We start from the raw sequence: 25,175 nt of genomic DNA on the forward strand, positions 1-25,175 counted from the left end.
CCTGGCTCCCATATCTATCCTGTAAGTCGTTTCCGCATCGTGTTACCGGACGCTGTCAGACGACGACGCCCATTGACGATATTGCTTCCCGCATATAGTCCGACAAATAGAAAGAGCGCAAGCCGGTTTGCCGCAGGGCACGGCGCGGTTCTCTGGTTTAGAGAGGATAGTCATGCCCCCAGTGGTTTCATCTGGAGATGCTCCAGTGCTTCACGCGCAGCCAGCGGGCGTCCGCTACGGCCCGGCGCTGACGCTGCTTGCCAGCCTGTTTTTCATGTGGGGCTTCATCACCGTCATCAACAACACGCTGCTGCCGCACCTGCGCAGCGTGTTCGATCTTAGCTACACCCAGACGACGCTGATCGAATCGGTTTGGTTCATCGCCTACTTCGTTGCGTCGATTCCCTCGGCCAAGCTGATCGAGCGAGTCGGCTACCAGAAGTCGCTGGTCATCGGCCTGCTGATCATGGCGGCCGGCGCGCTGGGCATGATGCTGGCCGCCAGCATCCCGTCCTACGGTGTCACGCTGGTCATGCTCTTCGTGATCGCCAGCGGCATCACCCTGCTTCAGGTTGCGGCGAATCCCTATGTCGCCGTCGTCGGCAAGCCCGAGACCGCGTCCTCGCGCCTCAACCTGGTGCAGGCGCTCAACTCGGCCGGTACGATGCTGGCCCCGCTCTTCGGCGCCTATCTGATTCTCGGCCGTTCCAAGAGCGGTACCTCGGCTGCCGGCACGGTTCTGACCGATGCCGAGCGTCTGGCTGACGCCCACTCGGTGATCCTGCCCTACGCGCTCGTTGCCGTGGTGCTGGTGATCCTCGCCGTGGTGATCGCCAAGTTCCCGCTGCCCTCGATGGGGTCCGCGAACTCGCGTCTCGCCAAGGAGCAGCGCAAGGGTCTGTCGCTGTGGAACCACCGCAACCTCGTGTTCGGTATTCCCGCGATCTTCATCTACCTGATCGCCGAGATCGGCGTGGCGAACCTCTTCGTGAACTTCGTCAGCCAGCCGGACATCGCCAACCTGACGCATGAGCAGGCAGGCAAGTACCTGACCTTCCTGTGGGGCGGCATGATGGTCGGCCGTTTCGCCGGTTCCGCGATCATGCAGCGCTTCGACGCGGGCAAGGTTCTGGCGTTCTTCTCGGTCGGCGCCTTCGCGGTGATGGTCGTGACGATCTTCGCCCACGGCCCCGTCGCCATGTGGTCGCTGATCCTCGTGGGCCTGTTCCACTCGATCATGTTCCCGACCATCTTCACCCTCGGCATCAAGGGCCTCGGCCCGCTGACCGAGGAAGGCTCGGGCCTGCTGGTCATGGCGATTGCGGGCGGTGCGCTGGTGATCGTGCAGGGCTGGCTGGCTGACAACTACGGCCTCCAGAACTCGTTCATCCTGACGGCTGTTTGCGAACTCTATGTGCTGTTCTACGCTCTGTGGGGCAGCAAGACGACCAACGCGGAGCCGGATCTCGTTCCGGAACCTGCCGAGTAATCGGACGGTCCAGCGTCTACGAAAAAGGCCCCGGCGAGCGATCGCCGGGGCCTTTTCTGTTTATGACTTTGTCGTCCCGATCAATTCCGGGGCGAGGATGGTTACTTCTTCACCATCGCGCTGCGGGTGTCTTCCAGGGCCAGATCGACGAGTACGTTCATGGCCTCGGCCGCCGCGGCGGCATCGCCGGCGGCGATTGCATCGTAAACGCGCACGTGATCGGGAATCGGGTTGCGGGGCAGGGCGCGGGCGCGCTGCTTGAACTGGGTGGTCCAGTTCACCGCCGCGCCGATCGAGGCGCTGAGCACCAGCAGGGCGTCGTTGCGCGTCGCCTGGAGAATCGCATTGTGGAAATCGCGGTCCGCCGCGCGCCCGGCCTCGGTGGTGAGGGTGTGCCTGCGCATGGCTGCCAGCGCCTCCTTCATCGCCTTGAGGTCGTCCTTGTCGCGGCGCTGCGCGGCAAGGCGCGCAGCGGCGGGTTCGACGATGGCGCGAAGTTCGAACAGGCTGCGCACGAACTCGATGTCCGGTTCTCCGGCGAAGGCCCAGCCGAGCACTTCGGGGTCCAGCAGGTTCCAGCGATCGCGCGGTAGCACGCGCGTTCCGGCCTTGGGTCGACTGGCGACAAGGCCCTTCGCGCTCAGGACCTGAATGGCCTCGCGATAGGCGCTGCGCGAGACCTGCAACTCCTCGGCGAAAGCGACTTCTCCAGAAAGAATGTCTCCGGGTGCATATTTGCCGGACAAGATGGCCGTTCCCAGTTTATGGGCGATGGCGCCGTGCAGGCGTCGTCCGGGACCCCGGGCCTCGTCGGCGGGTCTCGCACTTTCTTCTTCGTTCACAAAATTGGCTTCTGACACTGTTATTGGCACCTCTCCGATGGAACCTAACAGTCCTTCTCATGCGAAGGAACGACAAACATTGCGTTTCTGATGCGCTGGGAATATGTCGGAGTAAATAGGGAGATCCCAAATGACCGAATTCCGTTCCATCGTGGCCGCAACCGGCGAACCCCAGGGTGAACCGCTGGCCGTGAACGGCGCTGCCGACGTCGCTGCCGCCTGCGCCGCAGCGGCTGCCGCTTTCGATACCTACCGTGCCACTGACCGTGAAACCCGCGCCGCGTTCCTCGAGCGAATCGCGGACGAGATCATGGCCATCGGTGATTCGCTGGTCGAAGCCTACATCGCCGAGAGCGGCCTGCCCCGCGGTCGCGGCGAAGGCGAGCGCGGCCGTACCGTCGGCCAGCTGCGTCTGTTCGCCGATGTCGTCCGCAAGGGCCAGTGGCAGCAGCTGCGCATCGATCCGGCCCTGCCGGACCGCGCCCCGCTGCCCCGTCCTGACCTGCGCCTGCGCATGATCCCGGTCGGCCCGGTTGCCGTGTTCGGTGCCTCCAACTTCCCGCTGGCCTTCTCGACCGCCGGTGGTGACACCGCGTCGGCGCTGGCCGCCGGTTGCCCTGTCGTCGTCAAGGGCCACCCGGCCCACCCGATCACCGGCAGCCTGATTGCCGCCGCGATCACCAAGGCCGTCAAGGACGCCGGTCTTCCCGAAGGCGTGTTCCAGCACCTCGTCGGCCCGTCGAACGAACTCGGCGCCGCCCTCGTACAGGACCCGCGTATCATGGCGGTCGGCTTCACCGGCTCGCGTGGTGGCGGTCTCGCCCTCGCCAAGCTGGCCCAGGCCCGCGAAGTGCCGATCCCGGTCTATGCCGAAATGTCGAGCATCAACCCGGTCCTGCTGCTTCCCGAAGCGCTCAAGGCCCGCGGCGAAGCCCTCGGCACTGCCTTCGTCGGTTCGCTGACGATGGGCGCAGGCCAGTTCTGCACCAATCCCGGCCTGATCCTGGCCGTCGAGGGCGAAGGCCTGGACGCCTTCGTCGCTGCCGCCACCGGCGGCGTCTCGGAAGCCAAGTCGCAGACCATGCTGACCACCGGCATCGCCGCCGCTTATGCCAAGGGCGTGGAAGCGCTTGAAGGTAACTCGGGCGTCGAAACCCTCGCCAAGGGCGAAGAAGGCAGCAAGACCACCGGCGGTGCGATCCTGTTCCAGACCACGGCTGCGCAGTTCCTCGCCGACAAGGCGATCGGCCACGAAGTGTTCGGCGCTGCATCGATCGTCGTGCGCTGCAAGGACGAAGCCGAACTCGCCAGCCTGCTCGAAGGCCTGGAAGGCCAGCTGACCGCCACCCTGCACATGGACGCCGCCGACGAAGCCGCTGCTTCGCGTCTGCTGCCCGTGCTGGAGCGCAAGGTCGGCCGCATCCTCGTCAACGGTTGGCCGACCGGCGTCGAAGTGTGCCACGCGATGGTCCACGGCGGCCCGTTCCCCTCGACCTCCGATCCGCGCACCACGTCGGTCGGCAGCATGGCGATCGACCGCTTCCTGCGTCCGGTCAGCTACCAGAACTTCGCCCAGGGCCTGCTTCCGGCAGAACTGCGCGACGCAGCCTTCGGTGACGGCGCTCCCCGCCTGATCGACGGCGCGCTTACCCTCTAACCAGTCCAACCCCATCCCCGCGGCGCGTCCCCAAGAAGGCGCGCCGCGGTCCGGGCCAAGTCCCCTCCGGGAGAGATCCATGACCTACCTTCGCCTGCTCCAGCATCGCGCGCCCGACGGCGTGCGCTCCGTCATCCTTGCCGAGGGCGATGCCGCCCACTTCCTCAAGGGTGTCACCACCACGCGTGAACTCGCGCAGCGTGCGATCGCCGAAGGCGTGACGCTGGCCGATGCCGCCAAGGCTGCCGGGCAGGGCGAAGCGGTCGACATCAAGGCCGAATTCGCGGCGGGCAACCTGCTCGCCCCGATCGACCACGACGATTCCGCCCACCTGCTGATGACCGGCACGGGCCTTACGCACCTCGGTTCGGCCGAAGGCCGCAACAAGATGCACCAGGCCGCCGCCTCGGGTGAGCACGTCACCGATTCCATGCGCATGTTCCTGGAAGGCCTCGAAGGCGGCAAGCCCGCCGCAGGCACCGAAGGCCAGCAGCCGGAATGGTTCTACAAGGGCGACGGCCAGCTGCTCGTCGGCCCCGGCGAAGCGCTGACCATGCCTGCCTTCGCCAAGGACGGCGGCGAAGAGCCCGAACTGGCCGGCATCTACCTCGTCGGTGAAGACGGTAACGTCTACCGCCTCGGCCTCGCGCTCGCCAACGAGTTCTCGGACCACATCACCGAGCGCCACAACTATCTCTGGCTCGCCCACTCGAAGCTGCGCCAGGCCGCCCTCGGCCCGGAACTGCTGCTCGGCACCCCGCCGGAGAAGATCGAAGGCACCAGCAAGATCGTGCGCAATGGCGAAACGATCTGGGAAAAGCCCTTCCTCTCGGGCGAAGGCAACATGTCGCACACCTTTGCGAACCTGGAGCACCATCACTTCAAGTACGACCTGTTCCGCCGGGCCGGCGACGTGCACGTGCACTTCTTCGGCACCGCCACGCTTTCGTTCGCGGACGGCGTGACGACGCAGGAAGGCGACGTGTTCGAGATCGACGCCGCGCCCTTCACCCTGCCGGTTTCGAACCCGCTCGCCCGCGCTGCCGCTTCGGCAGAGGCGACCACGACCGTAAAGGCGCTCTGAGCCATGGATCCGATCCGCATCGCCATCGTCGGCGTGGGCAAGATTGCCCGCGACCAGCACATCCCCGCGATCGAGGGCAACCCGAACTTCAGCATCGGCGCCACGGTCAGCCCGAATCATCGCGGCCCTGAAGGCATCCCGCACTTCAGCAGCCTTGAAGAGCTGATCGAGAGCGGTCCGGCGATCGACGCCGTGGCCCTCTGCACCCCGCCGCAGGTCCGTTACGATCTGGCCGCGCTCGCGCTGTCGAAGGGCATGCACGTGTTCCTCGAAAAGCCGCCGGGCGCCACGCTGGCCGAAGTGGCCGCGCTGGAAAGCCGCGCCGACAAGGTGGGCGTCACCCTGTTCGCCTCGTGGCACTCGCGCTACGCCGCCGGTGTCGCTCCGGCTCGCGCCTGGCTGGCCGAGCGCCAGATCAAGAGCGCGAAGATCGTCTGGCGCGAGGACGTGCGCGTCTGGCATCCGGGTCAGGACTGGATCTGGGAGCCGGGCGGCCTTGGCGTGTTCGATCCGGGCATCAATGCCCTTTCGATCGCTACCCACATCATGCCGCGCCCGTTCTTCCTCAAGGAAGCGACGCTCAGCCTGCCCGCAAATCGCGCCGCGCCGATCGCTGCCGACATCGAGTTCCGCGACACCGCCGGGGCCGAAATCCACATGGACCTCGACTGGCGCCAGACCGGCCCGCAGTCGTGGGACATCATCGTCGAGACCGATGCGGGAACGCTGAAGCTCTCGAACGGCGGCGCCGTGCTCACCCTGCCGACCGGCACCGAGCACAATGAAGACCTTGAGTATCCGGGTCTCTATGCGCGCTTCGCCAATCTGATCCGCGGCGGCCGCAGCGATGTGGACATCGCGCCGCTGCGTCTCGTTGCCGACGCATTCCTGCGCGGCAAGCGCGACCTCGTTGAAGAATTCCACGACTGATATCCCAGGGAGGGGACTGACAATGCTGAAGGCGCTTCGCCTTACCACTGCTGCCGTCCTGCTGAGCGCCACCGCGCTCGCAGGCATGGCGCAGGCTGACACCAACGGCCAGCCGACCACCGCGACGATCGAAGCCGACAAGCCCGGCCCGGTCTATCACAAGGAAGTGTTCACCCAGTTCGCCGAGCATCTCGGCACGGGCATCTACGGCGGCCTGTGGGTCGGCAAGAACAGCAAGATTCCGAACACCAACGGCTTCCGCAACGACGTCATCGGTGCGCTCAAGGACCTCTCGGTTCCCGTGATCCGCTGGCCCGGCGGCTGCTTTGCCGACGAATACAACTGGCGCGAGGGCATCGGCCCGCAGAATAAGCGCCCGGTCAAGGTCAACACCCACTGGGGCGGCGTGACCGAGCCGAACACCGTCGGCACCCACGAATTCTTCGAGCTGATCCGCCAGGTCGGCGCGGAAGCCTATATCGCCGGAAACGTCGGTGACGGCACCCCGCGCGAAATGGCCGAATGGGTCGAATACATGACCGCGCCTGCCGGTTCGCTGGCCGAACTGCGCGCCAAGAACGGCCACAAGGAGCCGTGGAAGGTCAAGTACTTCGGCGTCGGTAACGAGCTTTGGGGCTGCGGTGGCAACATGCGTCCCGAGTTCGCCGCGGATGAGACTCGCCGCTATGCCACCTTCGTCAAGGCGCCTGCGGGCACCAAGATCCTGAAGGTTGCCGCGGGTGCCAATGTCGACGACTATAACTGGACCGAGACGATGATGCGCGTCGCGGCTCCGCAGCTCGACGGCGTTTCGCTGCACTACTACGTCCACCCCGCCGGTGGCTGGCCGCCGCGCGCGCCTGCCGTCGATTTCGACGAGCACGGCTGGGCCGACGCGCTGAACGGCGCGCGCAAGATGGATGAGCTGATCACCAAGCACTCGGCGATCATGGACAAGTACGATCCCGAAAAGCGGGTCTTCCTGGCCGTGGACGAATGGGGTTCGTGGTATGCACAGGATCCGGGCACGCATCCGGGCTTCCTGCGCCAGCAGAACACCCTGCGCGACGCGTTGATCGCTTCCGTCCACCTGGACATCTTCGCCAAGCACGCCGACCGCGTGCGCATGACCGCCATCGCGCAGATGGTGAACGTGCTCCAGGCGATGATCTTCGCCGACGGCAACAAGATGGTGCTCACGCCCACCTACCACGTCTTCGAAATGTACAAGCCGTGGCAGGACGCCACCGTGCTGCCGATCGATATCAAGTCGCCGTGGTATGCGAAGGACGAGTTCAACATGCCGGCGGTGAGCGGCTCGGCGGTGAAGGCGAAGGACGGCAAGATCCATGTCGGCCTGTCCAACCTCGATCCGAACCAGTCGAACACGGTGACGATCAAGCTCGAAGGCGTGAGCGCTTCGGCGGTTACCGGCCGTATCCTGACGGCACCGGCGATCAATTCGCACAACACGTTCGACACCCCGAACGCGGTCAAGCCCGAGGCCTTCTCCGGTGCGACCGTGCAGGGCGGCAACCTCGTCGTCACCCTGCCGGCCAAGTCGGTCGTGGTGCTCGAACTGCAATGAGCGTGAACCACGTCCTCGGTGATTGGGGTACGACCCGGCTTCGGTTGTTCCGCCTCGACGGCGAGGACGTGGTCGCCCGGCTCAACGGGCCGGGCGCGCTCGAAGGCAATGCCGACGCGGCTCTGGCCGAGAGGCTGGAGACCTGGAAGGCCGAAGGGCCGCTTTCCGAAGTCGTGCTTTGCGGCATGGCGGGGGCGCCCGGAGCGCTCGTCGCGGCAGGCTATGCAGCCTGCCCGGCGGACGCTGCCAAGTGGCTGTCCTCGCGTGCGCGGCTCGAAGTGTCCGGCATCCCGGTCTCGGTTCTGCCGGGGCTGAGCTGCAAGGATTCCGAAGGTGTGCCCGAAGTGATGCGGGGCGAGGAGGCGCAAGTCTTCGGCGCCCTCGCGCTTCATCCCGAACTCGGTTCGGGCGAGCACCTGATCGCGCTGCCGGGTACTCACTGCAAGTGGGTCTCGGTGGTGAACGGCACCATCGTCGGTTTCCGCACCCACCCGACCGGCGAACTGTTTGCGCTGCTGGCAGGCCAGTCGACGCTGACCGGGCCGGATACGCCGGGTGAGGGCACGTTCGACGAAGGTTTCGCGCGCGGTCTTGACCGCTGCGAGGATTCGCTGACCGGCGCCCTGTTCGAAGCCCGCGCCGCGCGCATGCTCGATGGGCGCTCGAAAGACTGGTCGCGCGGCTATATCTCGGGCCTGCTGATCGGGGGCGAAGTGGCCGCGCAAGTGCCGAACGGAATTTCGGTGGTGTTGATCGGCGACCCGGCGCTTTCCGCGCTCTATGTTCGTGCGCTGGCAGCCCGTGGCTGCACCTCGCGCAAGATCGACGGCGATGCGGCGGTCCTCGCCGGACTCGCCATCGCGAAAGGACAGAAGGCATGAAGATCGAAGACGTTCTGGCCGCAGGCCATGCACCCGTTGTGGCGATCCTGCGCGGCATCCAGACCCATGAGGCGGTCGAGATCGGCGAGGCGCTGGTCGAGGCCGGCGTGTGCATCATCGAGGTTCCGTTCAACTCGCCCGATCCGGCCGGTTCGATCGGCGCCATGGCGGAAGCGTTGGGCGACCGTGCGGCCATCGGCGGCGGCACCGTGATCGGCACCGATCTGGCCGAGACGCTCGCGGGCGTCGGCGGCACTTTCATGGTTTCGCCCAATGTCGATCCGGCCGTCATCAAGCGCTCGATCGAACTCGGCATGGATGTGCTTCCCGGCTTCCTGACGCCGACCGAGGCTTTCGCCGCCGTCGCGGCGGGCGCCAGCGACCTCAAGCTGTTCCCCGGCTCGGTGCTGGGCAGCAGCTACATCAAGGCGATCCGCGAAGTCCTGCCCAAGCACAGCCGCGTCTGGGCCGTGGGCGGCGTCGGCGCCGCCAATGTCGCGGAATACCGCGCAGCGGGCGTCTTCGGCATCGGCGTGGGCGGCAGCCTCTACAAGCCCGGCTTCGATGCCGCGACGGTCGGCGCCAAGGCGGCCGAGATCGTCGCCGCGTGGAATGCCTGCGCAGCATAAAAACGAATTTTGGAGAGTTAACGTGTTCAGGAAATTCCTCGCCGCTGCCAGCCTTGCCGTTCTGGCCGTCGCCGGAACGGCGGATGCGCAAGTGCAGGTGGGTGAAAAGGGGGCGGGCACGCTCAATTCCCAGCTGACCGGCGACCTCACCGTGCATGACCCGGTGATCATCCGGGAAGGCGATACCTACTACGTCTTCAGCACCGTGGGCCGCTATATCGGCATCAAGACCTCGAAGGACCTGAAGACCTGGAAGGATGCCGGCTCGGTCTTCGCCGAGATTCCGGCCTGGGCCAAGCAGGCGGTCCCCGGCACCGAAGGCATCTGGGCGCCCGACATCTCCTATGTGAACGGCGAATACCGGCTTTACTACTCGATCTCGACGTTCGGTTCCAACCGCTCCGCCATCGGTCTGGCCACGAGCAAGACGCTCGATCCCAAGGCCAAGGGCTACGGCTGGAAGGACCAGGGCCTCGTCGTCATGTCGACGCATGACGACGACTTCAACGCCATCGATCCCAACTTCGTCGAGGATGCGCAGGGCCGCCAGTGGCTTTCGCTCGGCAGTTTCTGGACCGGCCTGAAGCTGTTTCCGCTAGATGCCAAGACCGGCAAGGTCGCCCCCGGCACCGAGCCCTATTCGATCGCGCGCCGCCTCGCTCCCGCAGGCGGTCCGGCACCGGTCGAGGCGCCGTTCATCATCCCGCACGGCGGTTACTACTACCTGCTCGCCAGCTACGACTATTGCTGCAAGGGTGTGAACAGCACCTATTACACCGTGGTCGGGCGCTCGAAGAAGATCACCGGGCCTTACCTCGGCAAGGACGGCAGCTCGATGATGGAAGGGCGCGGCACGATCTTCCTGCGCGCCGATCTCGAGGAACAGCAGCGCTTCCGCGGCCCTGGCCATGCCGGCGCCTTCACCGACAAGGACGGCACCACCTACGTCGTCTACCACGCTTACGACAAGCAGGCCAACGGCGCGCCCACGCTGCGCATCGCGCCGATCCGCTGGGATGCGGACGGCTGGCCTATTGCCGAATACTGAACCCACCTGACGGCACCTCGGTCCCCCGACCGAGGTGCCCTTTTTTCCTACCGCCGGACAGAACTCCGGCGCCACGAATCAAGAATCTCGGAGAGGATGACATGAACTTTTCCCTTTCGCGCCGCGCCTTCGCCGCCAGCGCCGCCCTGCTTCCCATCGCCTGCTCCAAGGCAGGAGACGCCGTTTCGGAATCCGGAAAGGACAGCGCCGCCGCAGCGCCCACCCCGATCAATCCGCTGGTGCAGCAGCGCGCCGACCCCTACGTCGTGAGGGCCGAAGACGGCTGGTACTACATGACCGGCTCGGTGCCCGAGTACGATCGCCTCGTCCTGCGCCGCTCAAAGACCATCGCCGGTCTCGCCGATGCCGAGGAGCGGGTGCTCTGGCGCCATGAGAAGAGCGGCCCGATGTCCGGCTACCTCTGGGCGCCCGAGCTGCACTATGTCGATGGCCGCTGGATCGTCTACTTCGCCGCAGGCCCGAGCGGCGGCGGTGCCGACGTCTTCCGCATCCGTACCTATGCCGTGGTCTGCGACGGGCAGGACCCGATGGCGGGCAAGTGGTCCGTGCTGGGCGAACTGAAGACGCCGTGGGACAGCTTCAACCTCGATTCGACCTCGTTCCACCACAAGGGCGTGCGCTACATGGCCTGGGCGCAGCGCGAGCCGGGGATCGAGACCAATTCGAACCTCTATCTCGCGCCGATGAAGGACGCGCTGACTCCCGCGGCCAAGGCGATCCGCCTGACCATTCCGACGCTTGACTGGGAAATCCAGCAGTACAAGGTTGCCGAAGGTCCTTCCGTGATCGTCCGCAACGGGCAGGTGCTGATGACCTATTCGGCCAGCGGCACCGGCGCGGTCTATTGCATGGGCCTGCTCAGCGCCGCCGACGACGCCGACCTCATGGACCCGCGCGCCTGGACCAAGTCGCAGAAGCCGGTCTTCACCACCAACGTCGCAACCTCGGTCTACGGTCCGGGACACAACAGCTTCACGGTGGACGAGAAGGGCCGCGACCTGCTGGTTTACCACGGCCGCGACTACGAGAAGATCGAAGGCGACCCGCTGCTCAACCCGGACCGCCATGCCCGCGTGCAGCGCCTCTATTACGATGCGCAGGGCCGCCCCGATTTCGGCGTTCCGGTCGGCAACGGCGCGCTGCCCGAGCGTTTCAGCCCGGCTGTGCGCAAGGACGTGATGCTTGGCCATGACGGTACGAAGCTGGTGCTGGCCAAGGGCACGCCGCTGCCGCAGACCCAGTTCCGCCAGATCGCCGGGGCCGACGGCGCAGTGCAGCTTTCGCCGATTCTCCAGCGTGACCATGGCTTCAAGGTCGGTCAGGACGGAGCGGTCGCTCTCGCCGCACTCGGCGGCGCTGATCTGTTCCTGCGCGAGGCGGGCGAGGTCAAGGACACCGTCCGCTTCGTCTCCAAGGCCGACTCGACGAAGGCGCTGGCCTTCTCCGGCGATACCATCAAGCTGGCCGACAAGACTGATCCGGCGACGAGCTGGCTGGTCGACTGATCGGCAACAAGTCCGACAAGAATCCTTACAGGCCGGCCGGAAAGCAAGCTTTTCGGCCGGTTCTGCGTCCATTCTGCCACACCTATTTCAGCTTTTTGACAGCCCTCCCGCTTTTCCACTTGCAACGCATTAGTCAGACTAATAATTAGTCCGAGTAATTGAAGGGGCATGGTATGGGCCAGCCCCAATGGGAGGGTTGATCCATGGCGCTCAAGCCATTCGCTTTCTGCACAGCATCCATTTTTGCTCTCAGCCTCGCCTCCGTTGCGCAGGCGCAGGAAGCAGCTCCGCAGTCGGCTGACGACACGGAAACCACGGCCGAGGACATCATCGTCACCGGCGTGCGCGCATCGATCGTCGGTGCCATCAACAGCCGCAAGGACAACATCCAGATCGTTGATTCGATCGTGGCTGAAGACGTCGGCAAGCTGCCCGACAACAACGTGGTCGAAGCGCTCCAGCGCGTCACCGGCATCCAGGTGACCGACCGTGCCGGCGGTGAAGCGGCCACGATTACCATTCGCGGCCTGACCGATCCGCTCACCACGCTGAACGGCCGCAACATCTTCACCGCTGCGGGCACTTCGTTCGCGCTTCAGGATATCTCGGCGAACCTGGTCAAGAAGGTCGATGTCTACAAGACCCGCTCGGCCGACCAGCTCGAAACCGGCCTTGCCGGTCAGATCGACGTGCAGACCCGTCGTCCGCTCGACTTCGATGGGTTCACCATCTCCGGCCTGGCGCGCGGCGTCTATTCGGAACTGCGCGACAAGGCGAACCCGAACGTCGCCCTGCTCGTGGCGGACAAGTGGGATACCGGCATCGGCGAGATCGGCTTCCTCGTGAATGCCAGCTATACCCGCGCCGAATACCGCAACCAGAACCTTCAGTCCGGCGCCATGGTGCCGTTCCTGACGGTCGACGGTGCGCGTCCTTCCGTGACGACCAGCACTTTACCCGGTGCGTGCCCGGGCGGCCCGGCCTTCGGTGCCCTGGAACGCCTGTTCACCACCGACTGCCGCGCGGTGACCGCTTCGAACCCGCAGGGCAACCTGTGGACGCCCGGCCTCGATGCCGGTCTGCCGACCGCAGCGGGTTCGACGCTCAACATCAACGGCGTCGAAGTTCCCTATTACCTTTCGCGCGATGCCGTGATTGCCTCGGACTTCTACGGCAAGCGCACGCGTCCTTCGGTCAATGCTGCGCTTCAGTGGGCGCCCAACGATCGCTCGGTCTACACCGCCGAAGTGTTCTACAGCGGCTTCCGCGGCAAGACCTTCAACAGCCTGAACTTCAGCTTCGTGGACTGGTGGGGCAATCTCCCGGCCGACGCTGCGAACAGCTTCGAGCTGTACGACGGCACCAATATCGTCAAGTCGCGTCAGGTCGGCGCGGTCTCGGGCTTCAACAGCGGCGACTATTCGACCAACAAGACCGACAGCTACGTCTACGCCTTCAATGCGAAGTGGGATGTAGCCGATCGCGGCAAGATCACCGCCGATGTCACCTATCAGGACAGCAAGAACGAGACCTCGTTCTTCGCCATGCGCACCGATCGCGCTCCGCAGGACATTTCGGTGGACTTCAATGCTGGCGGCGGCCTGCCTTCGTACCACTTTGCCAACGAGGCGTTCCTGACCGACGCGTCGCAGTGGACCGTCGGCAACCTGTTCGACAGCGGTACGAAGAACACCGGTAACGCGTTCACCGCGATGCTCGACGGCGAGTACGAGTGGGACAGCGGCTTCCTGCGTCGCATCAAGGCGGGCTTCCGCTACGACAACCGCAAGGCCGACAGCTACGTTCGTGACCAGGGCGCTCGTGGTCTGGGCATTACCCTCGACCAGCTTGGCGAGGGCACGCCGTTCACGAACAGCGGCTTCTTCGACGGCAAGGCCGATATCCCGACCAGCTGGGTCCTCGCCGATCCGCGTACCATGGACAAGGATGCGATCCGCAAGCTCTACCAGGTTGCCGATCCAGCCGCGAACCTTCTGCTGTCGAACCAGCTGAGCTTCGGCCACGTCTTCGGCATCAACGAGATCAACACCGCCGCGTACATCATGGCGGATGGCGAGATCGAGCTGTTCGGTCGTCCGCTCCAGGTTCAGGGCGGTGTTCGCTTCGTGGCGATCGATACCGACTACGACTACTTCGATCGCGGTGCCAACTTCGCCCGTACCTCGGTTTCGACCGGTTCGTCGAAGTTCCTGCCTTCGTTCACCCTGCGCTACGGCATCACCGACAAGCTGCGCGTCCGCTTCAACTACGGCGAGACGCTGCGTCGTCCGGCCTTCGGCGATCTCAACCCGAACGTCACGCTGACGGGCGATCTCTCGCGGATCGGCTTCGGCACCGGCAGCGCGGGCAATGCCAATCTCGGCGCTACGCACTCGAAGAACTTCGACCTCGCGCTGGAATGGTATTTCGAGCGCAACAGCGCGATCTATGCGACGGCCTTCCGCCGCGAGATCAACGGCCTGGTGGTTCCGCTCGTCGCCCGCGAAATCATCCCGAACAACTACCTGCCGCGCAACGAGCAGTACACCGAGACGTTCAACATCACGCGTCCCGTCAATGCCTCGAACGGCGTTCTCAAGGGCATCGAACTGGGTCTGACCTACTTCCCGACGTACCTGCCCGGTCCGCTCAACGGCCTTGGCTTCACCGGCAGCGCCACGATCCTCGACTCCTCGCAGACCATTCCGGTCGTGAACACCGAGGGCGAGATCACCGGCAGCACCAAGTCGGCGTTCTTCGGCGTGTCGAAGCTCTCGTACAACGCCACGCTGGCTTACGACAACGGCCCGATCGGCGCCCGTCTGTCGTACATCTGGCGCAAGGGCTTCCTCCAGAGCAACGAGGGTCGCTCCTTCGCGAACCCGATCGGCTTCTGGCGCGCTCCTGAAAAGAGCCTCGACCTCCAGCTGACCTGGAACGTGAACGACGATATCGGCGTGACCTTCGATGCGGTGAACCTCACCAAGGCGAAGCAGCAGAACTACTACAAGTTCGGCGATGTCGGTAACCCGACCCAGTTCAACTCGAGCACGCTGCTGATCGACCGTACTTTCGCAGTCGGCGTTCGCTTCAAGTTCGACTGACACCTGACAAGACAGGCCGCGACACACGCCATTCCGTGTCGCGGCCTGTCACGGGCGGCCGTTTCTCCGGGTTCCTCTCCCAACAAAGGCCCGGAGGACGGCCGCCTCTTTATTTCTACATCTGCTGACGCTCGCCAGACCATAGAAGGGGTAACGATGCGCGGAAACATCCGGACGATCCTCGCCACCGCGGCACTTCTTGCGAGCGGGGCCAGCCTGCCGCTTGCCGCATCTTCCCAGAAGGCCCCGTCTTCCAGGACCTCTGTCGCTCCGGCATCCCCGAGGCTCGACGCCGCTGCCATCGCCAAGGCCCGCTTCGGCAACGATGCCGCCTGGTACGAACAGCGCATCCCCTTCTTCGAGAGCGCCGATCCGAAGATCGATGCGGTCTACTATTACCGCTGGGGCCTGTTCCGCGCGCACCAGCGCGATCTCGGCGCGCAGGGCTACGTCACCACCGAATTCGCCGACGACGTGGACTGGCAGCGCGAGCCTTTCGCCAGCCTCAACGACGCCAGCGGCTTCCATATCGCCGAGGGACGCTGGCTGAACGATCGCCGCTTCACCGACGACTACATCAATTTCATGTACGAAGGCGGCAACGACCGTCACTTCACCGATCACATGGCGGACTCTGTCTGGGGCCGCTATCTCGTCGACGGCGACCGCGAGGCGGTGCTCGCGCATCTCAAGACAATGCGGCACATCTACCGCCTGTGGGACGAGAAGTTCGACTTCACCAAGGGTCTCTACTTCGTCGAACCGCTGCTCGATGCCACCGAGTACACGGTGTCTTCGATCGACGCCTCCGGCGGCAAGGACGGGTTCCGGGGCGGCGATTCCTTCCGGCCCTCGGTCAACAGCTACATGTTCGCCAATGCCCGCGCGCTTTCGCGCATGGCGCAGATGGCCGGCGACACCGCCATGGCCAAAGAATACGCGGACCGCGCCGAAGCGCTGCGTACGCGCGTGCTGGAAGACCTGTGGAGCCCGAAGCTCGGCCACTTCGTCGATCGCTATCAGGTCAATAACGAGCATGTGAAATACTGGGACCAGATCCGTAACCGCGAACTCGTCGGCTATCTGCCGTGGATGTTCGATCTCGTCCCGGACGATGCGAAGTATTCCGGCGCCTGGTCCCATCTGCTCGATCCGAACTCGCTCGCGGGCAAGGCAGGCATGCGGACGGTCGAACAGGGCTACGAATACTACATGCGGCAATACCGCTATCTCGGCACGGCGCCCGAGTGCCAGTGGAACGGCCCGATCTGGCCTTACCAGACCACGCAGGTGCTGACCGGCATGGCCAACCTGCTCGACCACTACGATCGCAAGGGGCCTGTGACGCGCAGCGACTACATGCGCCTGCTGCGTCAGTATACGACGATGCATTATCAGGGTGAGGGCAAGAATGCCCGCCTCGACCTGGAAGAGGACTATCATCCCGAGACCGGCAAGCCGATCGTCGGACTGGACCGCAGCCATCACTACTTCCACTCGGGCTATCTCGACCTGATCCTGACCGGACTCGTCGGCATCCGCCCGCGCGCGGACGACGTGCTGGAAGTGAATCCGCTGCTCCCGGCGGCGGGCGACCCGCAGGCGCTGGGCTGGTTCCACATCGAGCGCGTGCCCTACCATGGCCACGAGGTCTCCGTGACCTGGGACGCGGACGGCAAGCGCTATGGCCGCAAGGGGCTGACGATCGCCGTGGACGGCAGCGAAGTCGCGCACCGCGACGACCTCGGCCGCATCGAATTGCCGCTGGCCCGCAAGGCCAATGCGCCGGTTGCGCGGGAGACCAACCTTGCCGTGCAACTCGTGCGCGGCAATTTCCCCAAGGCCAGCGCCTCGTCAGGCACAGAGGCGGAAAACCTCCACGACGGCATCGACGGCCGCGCGTGGTTCTATCCCGAACTGCCCAACGGCTGGGACTCGGCATCCAGCGGCGCTGAGCAGTGGTACGCCGTGGACTTCGGCAAGACCGTCACGCTTGGTGCGACAGAACTCGCGTTCTTCGCCGATGGCGGCAAGTTCGCCGCTCCGCGCAAGGTTCGTATCGAGGCATGGCGCGATGGCGGCTGGCAGGTGGTGGCAAGGCCCGCCGCCGCGCCGCTCGCCAATGGCGTCACCCGCCTGAGCTGGACGCCGGTTCAGGCCGAGCGCGTTCGCGTGGTCATGACGCCTGCCGGCAAGAAGGCGATCCGGCTGGCCGAACTCAAGGCTTTTGCGCGTTGAGCATTGCGGGGGTGGCTTCGGCCACCCCCGCAATGACGAAATAGTGGGCGGAAGAGGGTCCCCTCAGCCTCCGGCCTTACCTGCCAGCAGTTCGGGCGTGAGAACTTGCGGCAATTGCTCGGGCTTTCCTGATCCGCCTGCATACCACACGTAGAGCGGCACCCCGGCTGCCCCTTGGGCGGTGAGGTAACGGGTGATCTCGGGATCGCGCCGTGTCCAGTCGCCGCGAAGCACCACGACGCCTGCCTTCTCGAAAGCGGCGCGGGTGTCTTCACGCTCGATGGCAACTTGCTCGTTGACCTTGCAGGTCAGGCACCAGTCGGCGGTCATCCATACGAAGACCGGCTTGCCCGAGGCGCGGGCCTCGGCGAGCGCCTTCTCGCTGAAGGGCTTGGCGGCCAGCAGGGAATCGGTGCTGGCGGCGGGAGGCGCCGGTTCCGGCAGCAGGGGGAGCGCCAGCAGCGCGACCGCGGCGGCGATCAGGGCGGCAGGTCTGGCGGATCGGCCCCGGCGCTGCGCCCGGCCAGCCGCGAAGAGCGCCGCAAAAACGAGCAGCAGCCCGACCAGAGCCGCCAGCGCGAAGCCGGTCCCGCCGACCTTCCACGTCAGCCATGCGAGGGCGAGAACGGTGAGACCCATGGGCAGGGCCATCCAGTGCCGGAAGGTGACCATCCAGCGACCCGGCTTGGGCAGGCGCTTGCGCAGTGCCGGAATGAAGGCGACCGCCAGGAAGGGCAGGGCGATGCCGATGCCGAGCGCCGCGAACAGGCTCATGGCGGGGAGCACCGGCAGCAGCAGCGCCGCGCCCATGGCGCTCGCCATGAACGGGCCGGTGCAGGGCGTCGCCACGAAGGCGGCCAGCAATCCGGTGGCGAAAGCGCCCCGGGTGAAGCTGGAAGGCGAACCGCTCGATGCGAAGCCCGGCACGGTGAATTCGAACAGGCCCAGCAGGTTGGCGGTGATTGCCGCCGCCAGGAACAGCAGGGAGACGACAACTAGCGGCTCCTGCAACTGGAAGGCCCAGCCGACCTGCTCGCCGCCTGCGCGCAGGACAAGCAGCAGGGCACCGAGGCCGAGGCAGGCCAGAATGACACCTGCCGCATAGGCCAGTCCCTCGATCCGGGCATGGGCCTCGCTCTCGCCCGCGCGGGCGAGGCTCAGCGCCTTGAGGCTCAGGATCGGGAAGACGCAGGGCATCACGTTCAGCAGCAATCCGCCCGCCAGTGCGGCCAGCAGCAGCAGAGGCAATGCCGGTAATTCGGGCGCGGCAGCGTCGCTCGCTATCGGCGTTCCTCCCGCCGGAACCGTGCCGGGGCGGGCCGTGAAGGCGATGCCGTCACCGGCGCCGTTCAGGCGCAGCACGCCGGTCAGGGTGTCCGATCCGCGCGGGTCCAGTTTGACGCGGGGCAGGGTGACGATCAGTCTGTCGCCTTGCCAGGCGAATTGCTGGGCACCGGCGTAGTCGATCAGCTTGTCCTCGCCCACGAAGACATGGGGTGCTTCGAGCGGCGTCGAGGCGGGTAGGGGAATGGCCAGACGCACGGCGTTGCCGTCGAGGCTGAAGGTGCCTGCCGCGTCGAGCGGGGCGGGCAGGCGGCGCTGCCATTCCGCGAAGCGCGGGTCGCGATCGGGCGAGGCCGTCGCGGCGATCGGCACTTCTACGGCGAGGTCGGCCTGTTCCGGCACGCAGATCTGCTCGGTGCAGGCCAGCCACTGGGCGCGGAGATGGACCGGGATCCGGCTGCCCTGCACTGCATTCGCCGGAGCCGTGAACGGCACCAGGACGGCGTAGTCGCTTTCGTAGACATGGTTCATGAGCCCGGAGACGACCAGCGTCTGCGGCACCGGGTAGCGTGGGCTTCCGGCCTTGGCGCCGTCCGGCAGCGTCCAGTCAAGCTGCATGCCCAGGCCCGCGTCGCCCGGATTGGACCAATAGCCGTGCCAGCCCTTCTCGGGCGTCATGTGGATGGCGATGGTCGTCTCGCCGCCCGGCGTCGTCGCGGGACCGGCCACCAGTTCGGCAGCGATATGCGCGGGCGCGGCCTGCGCCGCGAGGGGCATCAGCAGGAGCGCCAGCAATTGACACATGAGTGCCATAAACAGGCGGTAGCGGCGCTTTTCCATGAGACTCCCGTGCGTTGGGTGGCGCTTGCGTCACAGGCGCATTCCAGACATCGCTGCATCTGCGCCGATTGTACCCAGATTTCAAGGAAGACCCCCGATGCGCCTTCGCTCCCTGTCGCTTGCTCCGCTGGCTCTTGTCGCCGCACTCGCTGCTGCGGCCCCTGCCATGGCGCAGGAAGCCCCTACCGCAGCGGCGCCTGCAACCGCACCTCAGGGCGAACCCAAGCTGATCGTCGCCATCTCGGTGGACCAGTTCTCCGCAGACCTCTTCGCCCAGTATCGCCAGCACTTCACCAAGGGCTTCCCGCGCCTGCTGCAAGGCGCGGTCTTCGCTTCGGGCTTCCAGTCGCACGCCGCGACCGAGACTTGCCCAGGCCACTCGACGCTGCTGACCGGCGTGCACCCCTCGCGCACCGGCATCACTGCGAACTCGTGGTATCAGCCCGGCATCGCCCGTGCCGAAAAGGAAGTCTACTGCGTCGAGGACGAGACCAACCCGAAGTCCACGCCGGACAATCCGGTGGTCAGCCCCGCGCACCTCAAGGCGCCGACGCTGGGCGACCTGATGAAGAAGAAGAACCCCAAGACCATCAACGCCGCCGTTTCCGCCAAGGACCGCGCCGCCGTGATGATGAGCGGGCACGATACCGATGCCGTCTACTGGATCGGTGCCAAGGGCTTCACGACTTTCGAGAACCGCAGGATCAGCAAGGCGGTGGAGGCCGAGAACGCGGTGATGGCGAAGCGCGTCGCCGCCGGTGACGGCGCCCTGCCGGTGCCGGGCTGGTGTGGCAACGTGGACCGGGCGACGCCGATCAAGGACTTCACGATCGGCACCTATCGCTTCCCGCTGGCCGCCGGTGACTTCAAGTCCTATTCGAACGGCCCGCGCATCGACACGGCCACCGCCGAGATGGCCGTGCGCATGGTGGACGAACTGGGCATGGGCAAGGATGCAGTGCCCGATATCCTGTCGGTCAGCTTCTCCGCCACCGACAAGGTCGGCCATGCCTTCGGCAATGAGGGCGTGGAGATGTGCATCCAGATGAACGTGCTGGACGAGGCGATCGGCACCCTGCTGGACGGCTTCGACGCGCGCGGGATCGACTATGAAGTCGTGCTCAGCGCCGACCACGGCGGCTTCGATGCACCCGAGCGCCAGAAGCTGCGCGGCAACCCCGATGCCACCCGCATCGATCCTGTGCTGGAGGCCAAGGCGCTTGCCGCTGCCGTTTCGCAGGAGACCGGCGTGACCGTGAAGGACGGCCCGCTGTTCTACGGCGCGGGCGAATCGGGCAGTGTCTGGTTCTCGTCCGAACTGACCGCCGAGCAGAAGCAGAAGGTCATGGCCGCACTCGTCGCGCGCCTGAAGGCCAACCCGCAGATCGCCGCCGTCTATACGCAGGACCAGATCATGCAGTGGCCCGCGCCCAAGGGTAACCCGCAGGACTGGACCATGGAACAGAAGGTCCGCGCTTCCTTCGTGCCGGGCCGTTCGGGCGAAGTGCAGATGCTGACCGTGCGCGGTGTGGTGCCCGGCGAGGCCAAGCCGTTCAAGGTCGCCTCGCACGGCAGCCCCTGGGACTACGACCGCCGCGTGCCGATGCTGTTCTGGCGCAAGGGCATGGTCGGCTTCGAGCAGCCGACCCCGGTGGAGACGGTGGATATCGCCCCGACCCTCGCCGCGACGGTGGGCCTGACCGCGCCTGTCGGCACCTGGGACGGAAGGTGTCTCGACATCGACGCCGGAGAGGCCGATAGCTGCGGTCGATGAACGACTCTGTAGCGAAGCAAGACCAAAAGGCGGAATACCGCGACCTGATCATCCTGGGCGGCGGCCTCGTCGGCATGACGCTGGCGCTTGCCGCTGCCCGGGCGGGTATTACCAGCCATGTCATCGATCGCGCCGATCCGGCCGATCTCACGGCCGAGGGCGCGGACGGCCGCGCCTCGGCCATCTCGACGGCGAGCTGGAACCTCTTCACCAATATCGGCCTCGCGCCCGCGCTGAAGGATCTGGGCTGCCCGATCGATTCGATCGCCGTCACCGATTCGATGAAGCCGGGCCGGATCGACTTCACGCCCAAGCCGGAGGAAGGCTCGCTGGGCCGCATGTTCGCCAACCGCGACTTGCGCCTCGCCCTCTTCGCCGCCGCGCGGGAAGAGCAGAACATCGCCTGGCATGTCCGCACCGAAGCCGTCCGCCGGGATCGCGGCCCGCACGGTGTCGAGGTGGAGCTTTCCGACGGGCGCGTGCTCAAGGCGAGCCTGCTGGTCGCAGCCGAGGGCCGCCAGTCGCCCACCCGTGACGAGGCCCGCTTCGCCCTCGCCAAGTGGGACTACAAGCACCGCGCCATGGTGACCGGGTTGTTCCACGAGAAACCGCACGACAACACCGCCTGGGAAATCTTCTATCCGGCGGGGCCTTTCGCACTGCTGCCGCTGCTCGACGATGCTCAGGGCCGTCACCGCAGCGCGCTTGTCTGGACGGTGGCGGAAAAGGATGCCGCGGGCATCATCGCCATGCCTGATACGATGTTCCTGCATGAGGTCGAGAGCCGGATGCACGGCGTACTCGGCAAGATCACGCTTTCCGCGCCGCGCATGAGCTATCCGCTGCGCTTCCACCATGCCGGGCATGTGATCGACGAACGCCTCGCGGTGATCGGCGATGCGGCCCACGGCATGCACCCGATCGCCGGGCAAGGCCTCAACCTGGGCCTGCGCGATGTGGGGGCGCTTGTGGACGTGCTGACCGAAGGCATGCGGCTCGGCCTCGAACCGGGCGATGCACAGCTTCTGGCGCGCTACGAGAAGTGGCGCAGCCTCGATACGTTCATGGTCATGTCGGTGACGGACGGGCTGACCCGCCTGTTCGGCATTCCCGGCCGCCTGCCCAGCGCGGCGCGCCGTCTCGGCATGGGCGCGGTGCAGCGCCTGCCCAGCCTCAAGCGCTTCTTCATGGACGAGGCGCGCGGGATGTCGGGGAAGCTGCCCGAGCTTTTGCAGGGGTAAGGGCGCGCGCGCCTGCTGGACGACCTCTCCCTTTCGTCATTGCGAGCGTAGCGAAGCAATCCAGAGTCGGTCTCATGCCGCTCTGGATTGCTTCGCTACGCTCGCAATGACGGGGGCGTTGTGACGCAGAGGGTGGAGCTGAAAATCCACGTCATCCTGAACTTGTTTCAGGATCGATTTATGACCATCAGCGGTGGCCTGAGCGGCGAAATGGATCCTGAAACAAGTTCAGGATGACGATGGTGTATGCGCACAGCGTGGGCGCGCAGGGCACGCCGCCCGACAGTTCCGGGAGCGCGAGGGTGTTAACCCTCGCATTCACCCTTAACCTTACTCGGAAGGAACCGCCTCCGAAGCATCTGCCGAGGGCAGGTCGGTCGGCAGCACGCCGGGCGTCGCCAGCGGGCTCGGCTGATCGACGACATGCCCTTCGGCATCCGTCAGCTTGCGCGGTTCCAGCATGGCGGTGGTTTCGAGCAGGTTGAGCGAATCCTGCACGTCCTGAAAACGGCGGGCGTCGGCGATCCAGGTCTGCGCGGCCTGCGCGTTGGGCAGGCGTTCGACTTCGCTGATGGCATTGCCGATACGGCGCGCGGTCAGCATCAGGCGGGCGCGGTCGATGCGCGCGATCGGGGTCAGCAGCGTCGAGGATTCGCGGCGTACCACGAAGAGGTTGGAGAGTTCGCGGCGGGCTTTCTGCCACAGGCTCTCGTTGCTCTGGTTCTCGCTGAGTTCGGGGGAGAGCGCTTCGAGGCGGGCGGAAAGTTCGTCGATGGTGACAGGATTCTTCGAGAATTCGATCACCGTTTGCACCGCGCGCGGCTGGGCATTGGTGAAGCGCAGGCGCAGCTGGTCGGCGACGTAGCTGAGCGGCTCGCCGCGATCGACCATGCGGCGCGCGGCGAAGGCGATCAGCAGGCCTTCGGCGCGGGCGGCATTGCCCGAAGCCGCGTCGGTCTGGAAATCGATCCGCGAGAGACGGTCCTCCAGCAGCGCGAGCCGTCCCTCGACCGAACTGAGCGAGGAAAGCTGCTCCGGAGAGGCGGGGGCAGTGGCGGCGGGAAGTACCGGCTGGGGTGTGGGAGCCTGTTCGGCTTCCGGTTGCTCCGCACTGGAGGCCTGTTCGTCCGCGCGCTGGGGCAGGAGCTTGGCGAGCAGCCCGTCCTGCGCCGCCCAGACGACGAGAGCGCCGCCGAGCAGGAAGGCGATGAAGGCGACGAAGAACACCCCCCCGCGTGAACGAGAGCCGGTAGCCGAAATGGAGGCCGAAGGATTTTGCGGCGAGGTGAAGTCCTGCATCAAGTCTGGTTCTGTCAGTTTACGATCCCGAGGGGAAGTCTTTGCACATCTCGGCGGCCAAGGCCAGCAGCGCGGTATCGTCCGGCGTCTGGGCGCTGCGCGTGGAAATCCAATGGCTTCCGGCCTTCTGCGCCACGCGCGGGCCGATGCAGGCGAGGGCGATCCGGCGCCGGTCGACCGAGAGCCGCGTGCATTCGGCGGCGAAATGGGCGGCAGCCTCGCCGGAATGGAGCAGCACGACCGCCGGTTCCTTCAGCAGCGCAGTCAATTCGGCGGGCATGGCAAGCGAAGTGCTGGCGTAGATCTCGCGGGTCGTCATCTCGTGGCCGCGGGGCAGCGCAAGTTCGATCCGTTCACGCCCGGCAAGGCGCAGCAGGCGTCGGTGTTCAGGCGCGAGGTACGCCATGACCGCTTGCAGGCCTCCGTGGGCGATCCTCAGGACCTCCAGCCCCGCCTCGTGCGCGGCCTCGGCGGTCTTGGTGCCGACGACATAGGCCGGAAGGCCGCGATAGCGGGCGAGTTCCGCGCCGCCATGGCGCAGGGCATTGGCGCTGCCCAGCAGCACTGCGTCCACCTCCTCGCGCGGGACCGGCTCCCATGGCAGCGGCGCCACTGCGAACAGCGGAAAGCCGTAAGCCTGTAGCCCGAGCTTTTCCGCTGAAGCCACCGTTGCCGAAGTTCCCGGTTCGGGGCGGATGACGATGACCGGCGGCATGAAGGGCCTCAGGCGGCGCCGGTGAAGTGCACCGCGATGGCCGGAACCGCGCGGGCAAGCAGGTCTACGGCGAGGCGGGCCGGGCCTGCGGGATCGTTCGCGGCGAAGCGGGCCTCGCCCTCGACCTTTTCCGCGCCGTCCGGGCTGTAGAGCGCCGCGCGTATGGTCAGCGCTTCGCCCTCGTGGGATGTGAGGACGGCGATCGGGCTGTGGCAATTGCCGCCCAGCCCCGCCAGCAGCGCGCGTTCGGCGAGGACCGAGGCGCGGCTCTCCGCGTGATCGACAGCCTTCAGGAAGGAGAGCGTGCGTTCGTCATCGGCGCGGCATTCGACCATGATCGCGGCCTGCGCAGGGGCGGGAAGCCAGTCCTGTGCATCCAGCGGATGGCCGGTTCCGGTCTCGCCGAGGCGTTTGAGTCCGGCGGCGGCGAGGAAGGTCGCATCGGCTTCCCCGGCGGCCAGCTTGGCGAGGCGGGTGGCGACATTGCCCCGGAAGGTCACGACCTTGCAGTCCGGACGGGCGTGGAGAAGCTGCGCGGCGCGGCGCGGGGCGCTGGTGCCGACCACGGCGCCCTGCGGCAGGGCGCGGATGCTCTCGGCCCCGATCAGCACGTCGCGCACGTCCTCGCGCGGGAGAATCGCGCCGATGGCAAAGGCTTCGGGGCGAATCGTCTCGACATCCTTCGCCGAATGGACGGCGAAATCGATTTCACCCGCCGCCAGCCAGGCGTCGAGTTCCTTCGTCCACAGCGCCTTTCCACCGATTTCCGCCAATGCGCGGTCCTGAATGCGATCGCCGCTGGCGGTCACGGCCACGATCTCTATATGCGCGGAATCGATTCCGTGTGCGGCGGCCAGCCGGTCGCGCGTTTCCTCGGCCTGGGCCATCGCCAGCGGCGAACGGCGGGTGCCGAGGCGGAACCTTTGTTTTTGCGTGTCTGTTTGCGTCGTCATCGGCGGGTTGTGCTACCCGCCATTGTCGTCCAGTGGAAGGGTCGTTCAGGGAA

The 25,175-nt window shown here is 66.0% G+C and carries 18 protein-coding genes; 13 read left to right on the forward strand and 5 right to left on the reverse strand.

The window, feature by feature from the left end; genetic code table 11:
• Window positions 1-172 precede the first annotated feature (172 nt).
• On the forward strand, window positions 173-1,489 hold the full coding sequence (locus V7066_RS03425) for a sugar MFS transporter (RefSeq protein ID WP_334181836.1): 1,317 nt from the start codon (window positions 173-175) through the stop codon (window positions 1,487-1,489).
• A gap of 101 nt (window positions 1,490-1,590) precedes the next feature.
• Here V7066_RS03425 and V7066_RS03430 read toward each other — a convergent pair whose 3' ends face one another.
• Window positions 1,591-2,331 (reverse strand): FadR/GntR family transcriptional regulator, encoded by a 741-nt coding sequence (locus V7066_RS03430; RefSeq protein WP_334181837.1) that lies wholly within the window; start codon window positions 2,329-2,331, stop codon window positions 1,591-1,593.
• A gap of 130 nt (window positions 2,332-2,461) precedes the next feature.
• Here V7066_RS03430 and V7066_RS03435 point away from each other — a divergent pair, with 130 nt between their 5' ends.
• The 10 genes from V7066_RS03435 (at window position 2,462) to V7066_RS03480 (ending at window position 17,016) form a co-directional block, all read left to right on the forward strand.
• Window positions 2,462-3,988, forward strand: coding sequence for an aldehyde dehydrogenase (NADP(+)) (locus V7066_RS03435; protein ID WP_334181838.1), 1,527 nt, complete (start codon window positions 2,462-2,464; stop codon window positions 3,986-3,988).
• Window positions 3,989-4,067: 79 nt separating this feature from the next.
• The gene (gene araD1 / locus V7066_RS03440) at window positions 4,068-5,072 is read left to right on the forward strand and encodes an AraD1 family protein (protein ID WP_334181839.1); all 1,005 of its coding nucleotides are present in this window, start codon (window positions 4,068-4,070) and stop codon (window positions 5,070-5,072) included.
• A gap of 3 nt (window positions 5,073-5,075) precedes the next feature.
• Window positions 5,076-6,002, forward strand: coding sequence for a Gfo/Idh/MocA family protein (locus tag V7066_RS03445; RefSeq protein ID WP_334181840.1), 927 nt, complete (start codon window positions 5,076-5,078; stop codon window positions 6,000-6,002).
• Between the two features lie 22 nt (window positions 6,003-6,024).
• Window positions 6,025-7,590 carry an alpha-N-arabinofuranosidase gene (locus V7066_RS03450; protein ID WP_334181841.1) on the forward strand — a complete coding sequence of 522 codons (1,566 nt, stop codon included), beginning with the start codon at window positions 6,025-6,027 and terminating at the stop codon, window positions 7,588-7,590.
• Window positions 7,587-8,471: a 2-dehydro-3-deoxygalactonokinase gene (locus V7066_RS03455; protein WP_334181842.1), complete on the forward strand. Its 885-nt coding sequence runs from the start codon at window positions 7,587-7,589 to the stop codon at window positions 8,469-8,471. Before V7066_RS03450 ends, V7066_RS03455 begins: the two co-directional genes overlap by 4 nt.
• Window positions 8,468-9,100 carry a 2-dehydro-3-deoxy-6-phosphogalactonate aldolase gene (locus V7066_RS03460; protein ID WP_334181843.1) on the forward strand — a complete coding sequence of 211 codons (633 nt, stop codon included), beginning with the start codon at window positions 8,468-8,470 and terminating at the stop codon, window positions 9,098-9,100. The genes V7066_RS03455 and V7066_RS03460 overlap by 4 nt, the downstream gene beginning before the upstream one ends.
• A gap of 22 nt (window positions 9,101-9,122) precedes the next feature.
• Entirely contained in the window at window positions 9,123-10,148 is a 1,026-nt protein-coding gene (locus V7066_RS03465; protein ID WP_334181844.1) for an arabinan endo-1,5-alpha-L-arabinosidase, read from the forward strand.
• 101 nt (window positions 10,149-10,249) lie between these two features.
• On the forward strand, window positions 10,250-11,674 hold the full coding sequence (locus V7066_RS03470) for a glycoside hydrolase family 43 protein (protein ID WP_334181845.1): 1,425 nt from the start codon (window positions 10,250-10,252) through the stop codon (window positions 11,672-11,674).
• A gap of 203 nt (window positions 11,675-11,877) precedes the next feature.
• A complete protein-coding gene (locus V7066_RS03475) occupies window positions 11,878-14,778 on the forward strand; it encodes a TonB-dependent receptor (RefSeq protein ID WP_334181846.1) in 2,901 nt (966 codons plus the stop codon).
• A 156-nt stretch (window positions 14,779-14,934) separates the two neighbouring features.
• On the forward strand, window positions 14,935-17,016 hold the full coding sequence (locus V7066_RS03480; protein ID WP_334181847.1) for an MGH1-like glycoside hydrolase domain-containing protein: 2,082 nt from the start codon (window positions 14,935-14,937) through the stop codon (window positions 17,014-17,016).
• 63 nt (window positions 17,017-17,079) lie between these two features.
• Here V7066_RS03480 and V7066_RS03485 read toward each other — a convergent pair whose 3' ends face one another.
• Window positions 17,080-19,140 (reverse strand): protein-disulfide reductase DsbD family protein, encoded by a 2,061-nt coding sequence (locus V7066_RS03485; protein ID WP_334181848.1) that lies wholly within the window; start codon window positions 19,138-19,140, stop codon window positions 17,080-17,082.
• Window positions 19,141-19,237: 97 nt separating this feature from the next.
• Here V7066_RS03485 and V7066_RS03490 point away from each other — a divergent pair, with 97 nt between their 5' ends.
• Together V7066_RS03490 and V7066_RS03495 are read left to right on the forward strand one after the other, a co-directional pair.
• Window positions 19,238-20,914 carry an alkaline phosphatase family protein gene (locus tag V7066_RS03490; protein ID WP_334181849.1) on the forward strand — a complete coding sequence of 559 codons (1,677 nt, stop codon included), beginning with the start codon at window positions 19,238-19,240 and terminating at the stop codon, window positions 20,912-20,914.
• On the forward strand, window positions 20,911-22,155 hold the full coding sequence (locus V7066_RS03495; protein ID WP_334181850.1) for a UbiH/UbiF/VisC/COQ6 family ubiquinone biosynthesis hydroxylase: 1,245 nt from the start codon (window positions 20,911-20,913) through the stop codon (window positions 22,153-22,155). The genes V7066_RS03490 and V7066_RS03495 overlap by 4 nt, the downstream gene beginning before the upstream one ends.
• A gap of 330 nt (window positions 22,156-22,485) precedes the next feature.
• Here the strand turns inward: V7066_RS03495 and V7066_RS03500 are convergent, their stop codons facing one another.
• Genes V7066_RS03500 through hemC form a run of 3 tightly spaced genes read right to left on the reverse strand, consistent with a single transcriptional unit; the run spans window position 22,486 to window position 25,122 of the window.
• Window positions 22,486-23,454, reverse strand: a complete 969-nt coding sequence (locus tag V7066_RS03500; RefSeq protein ID WP_334181851.1) for a hypothetical protein — start codon at window positions 23,452-23,454, stop codon at window positions 22,486-22,488.
• 19 nt (window positions 23,455-23,473) lie between these two features.
• Window positions 23,474-24,169 carry a uroporphyrinogen-III synthase gene (locus tag V7066_RS03505; protein ID WP_334181852.1) on the reverse strand — a complete coding sequence of 232 codons (696 nt, stop codon included), beginning with the start codon at window positions 24,167-24,169 and terminating at the stop codon, window positions 23,474-23,476.
• A gap of 8 nt (window positions 24,170-24,177) precedes the next feature.
• A complete protein-coding gene (gene hemC / locus V7066_RS03510) occupies window positions 24,178-25,122 on the reverse strand; it encodes a hydroxymethylbilane synthase (RefSeq protein ID WP_334181853.1) in 945 nt (314 codons plus the stop codon).
• Between the last annotated feature and the right edge of the window lie 53 nt (window positions 25,123-25,175).

It is taken from the genome of Novosphingobium sp. (assembly GCF_036820275.1).
GTDB lineage: Bacteria > Pseudomonadota > Alphaproteobacteria > Sphingomonadales > Sphingomonadaceae > Novosphingobium.

Excerpts from the sequence above, each read along its gene's own strand:
- V7066_RS03450 (WP_334181841.1), top strand. The coding sequence starts at position 6,025 with ATGCTGAAGGCGCTTCGCCTTACCACTGCTGCCGTCCTGCTGAGCGCC.
- hemC (WP_334181853.1), bottom strand. The coding sequence starts at position 25,122 with ATGACGACGCAAACAGACACGCAAAAACAAAGGTTCCGCCTCGGCACC.
- V7066_RS03495 (WP_334181850.1), top strand. The coding sequence starts at position 20,911 with ATGAACGACTCTGTAGCGAAGCAAGACCAAAAGGCGGAATACCGCGAC.
- araD1 (WP_334181839.1), top strand. The coding sequence starts at position 4,068 with ATGACCTACCTTCGCCTGCTCCAGCATCGCGCGCCCGACGGCGTGCGC.
- V7066_RS03425 (WP_334181836.1), top strand. The coding sequence starts at position 173 with ATGCCCCCAGTGGTTTCATCTGGAGATGCTCCAGTGCTTCACGCGCAG.
- V7066_RS03500 (WP_334181851.1), bottom strand. The coding sequence starts at position 23,454 with ATGCAGGACTTCACCTCGCCGCAAAATCCTTCGGCCTCCATTTCGGCT.
- V7066_RS03435 (WP_334181838.1), top strand. The coding sequence starts at position 2,462 with ATGACCGAATTCCGTTCCATCGTGGCCGCAACCGGCGAACCCCAGGGT.
- V7066_RS03460 (WP_334181843.1), top strand. The coding sequence starts at position 8,468 with ATGAAGATCGAAGACGTTCTGGCCGCAGGCCATGCACCCGTTGTGGCG.
- V7066_RS03485 (WP_334181848.1), bottom strand. The coding sequence starts at position 19,140 with ATGGAAAAGCGCCGCTACCGCCTGTTTATGGCACTCATGTGTCAATTG.
- V7066_RS03475 (WP_334181846.1), top strand. The coding sequence starts at position 11,878 with ATGGCGCTCAAGCCATTCGCTTTCTGCACAGCATCCATTTTTGCTCTC.
- V7066_RS03470 (WP_334181845.1), top strand. The coding sequence starts at position 10,250 with ATGAACTTTTCCCTTTCGCGCCGCGCCTTCGCCGCCAGCGCCGCCCTG.
- V7066_RS03490 (WP_334181849.1), top strand. The coding sequence starts at position 19,238 with ATGCGCCTTCGCTCCCTGTCGCTTGCTCCGCTGGCTCTTGTCGCCGCA.
- V7066_RS03455 (WP_334181842.1), top strand. The coding sequence starts at position 7,587 with ATGAGCGTGAACCACGTCCTCGGTGATTGGGGTACGACCCGGCTTCGG.
- V7066_RS03480 (WP_334181847.1), top strand. The coding sequence starts at position 14,935 with ATGCGCGGAAACATCCGGACGATCCTCGCCACCGCGGCACTTCTTGCG.
- V7066_RS03445 (WP_334181840.1), top strand. The coding sequence starts at position 5,076 with ATGGATCCGATCCGCATCGCCATCGTCGGCGTGGGCAAGATTGCCCGC.
- V7066_RS03505 (WP_334181852.1), bottom strand. The coding sequence starts at position 24,169 with ATGCCGCCGGTCATCGTCATCCGCCCCGAACCGGGAACTTCGGCAACG.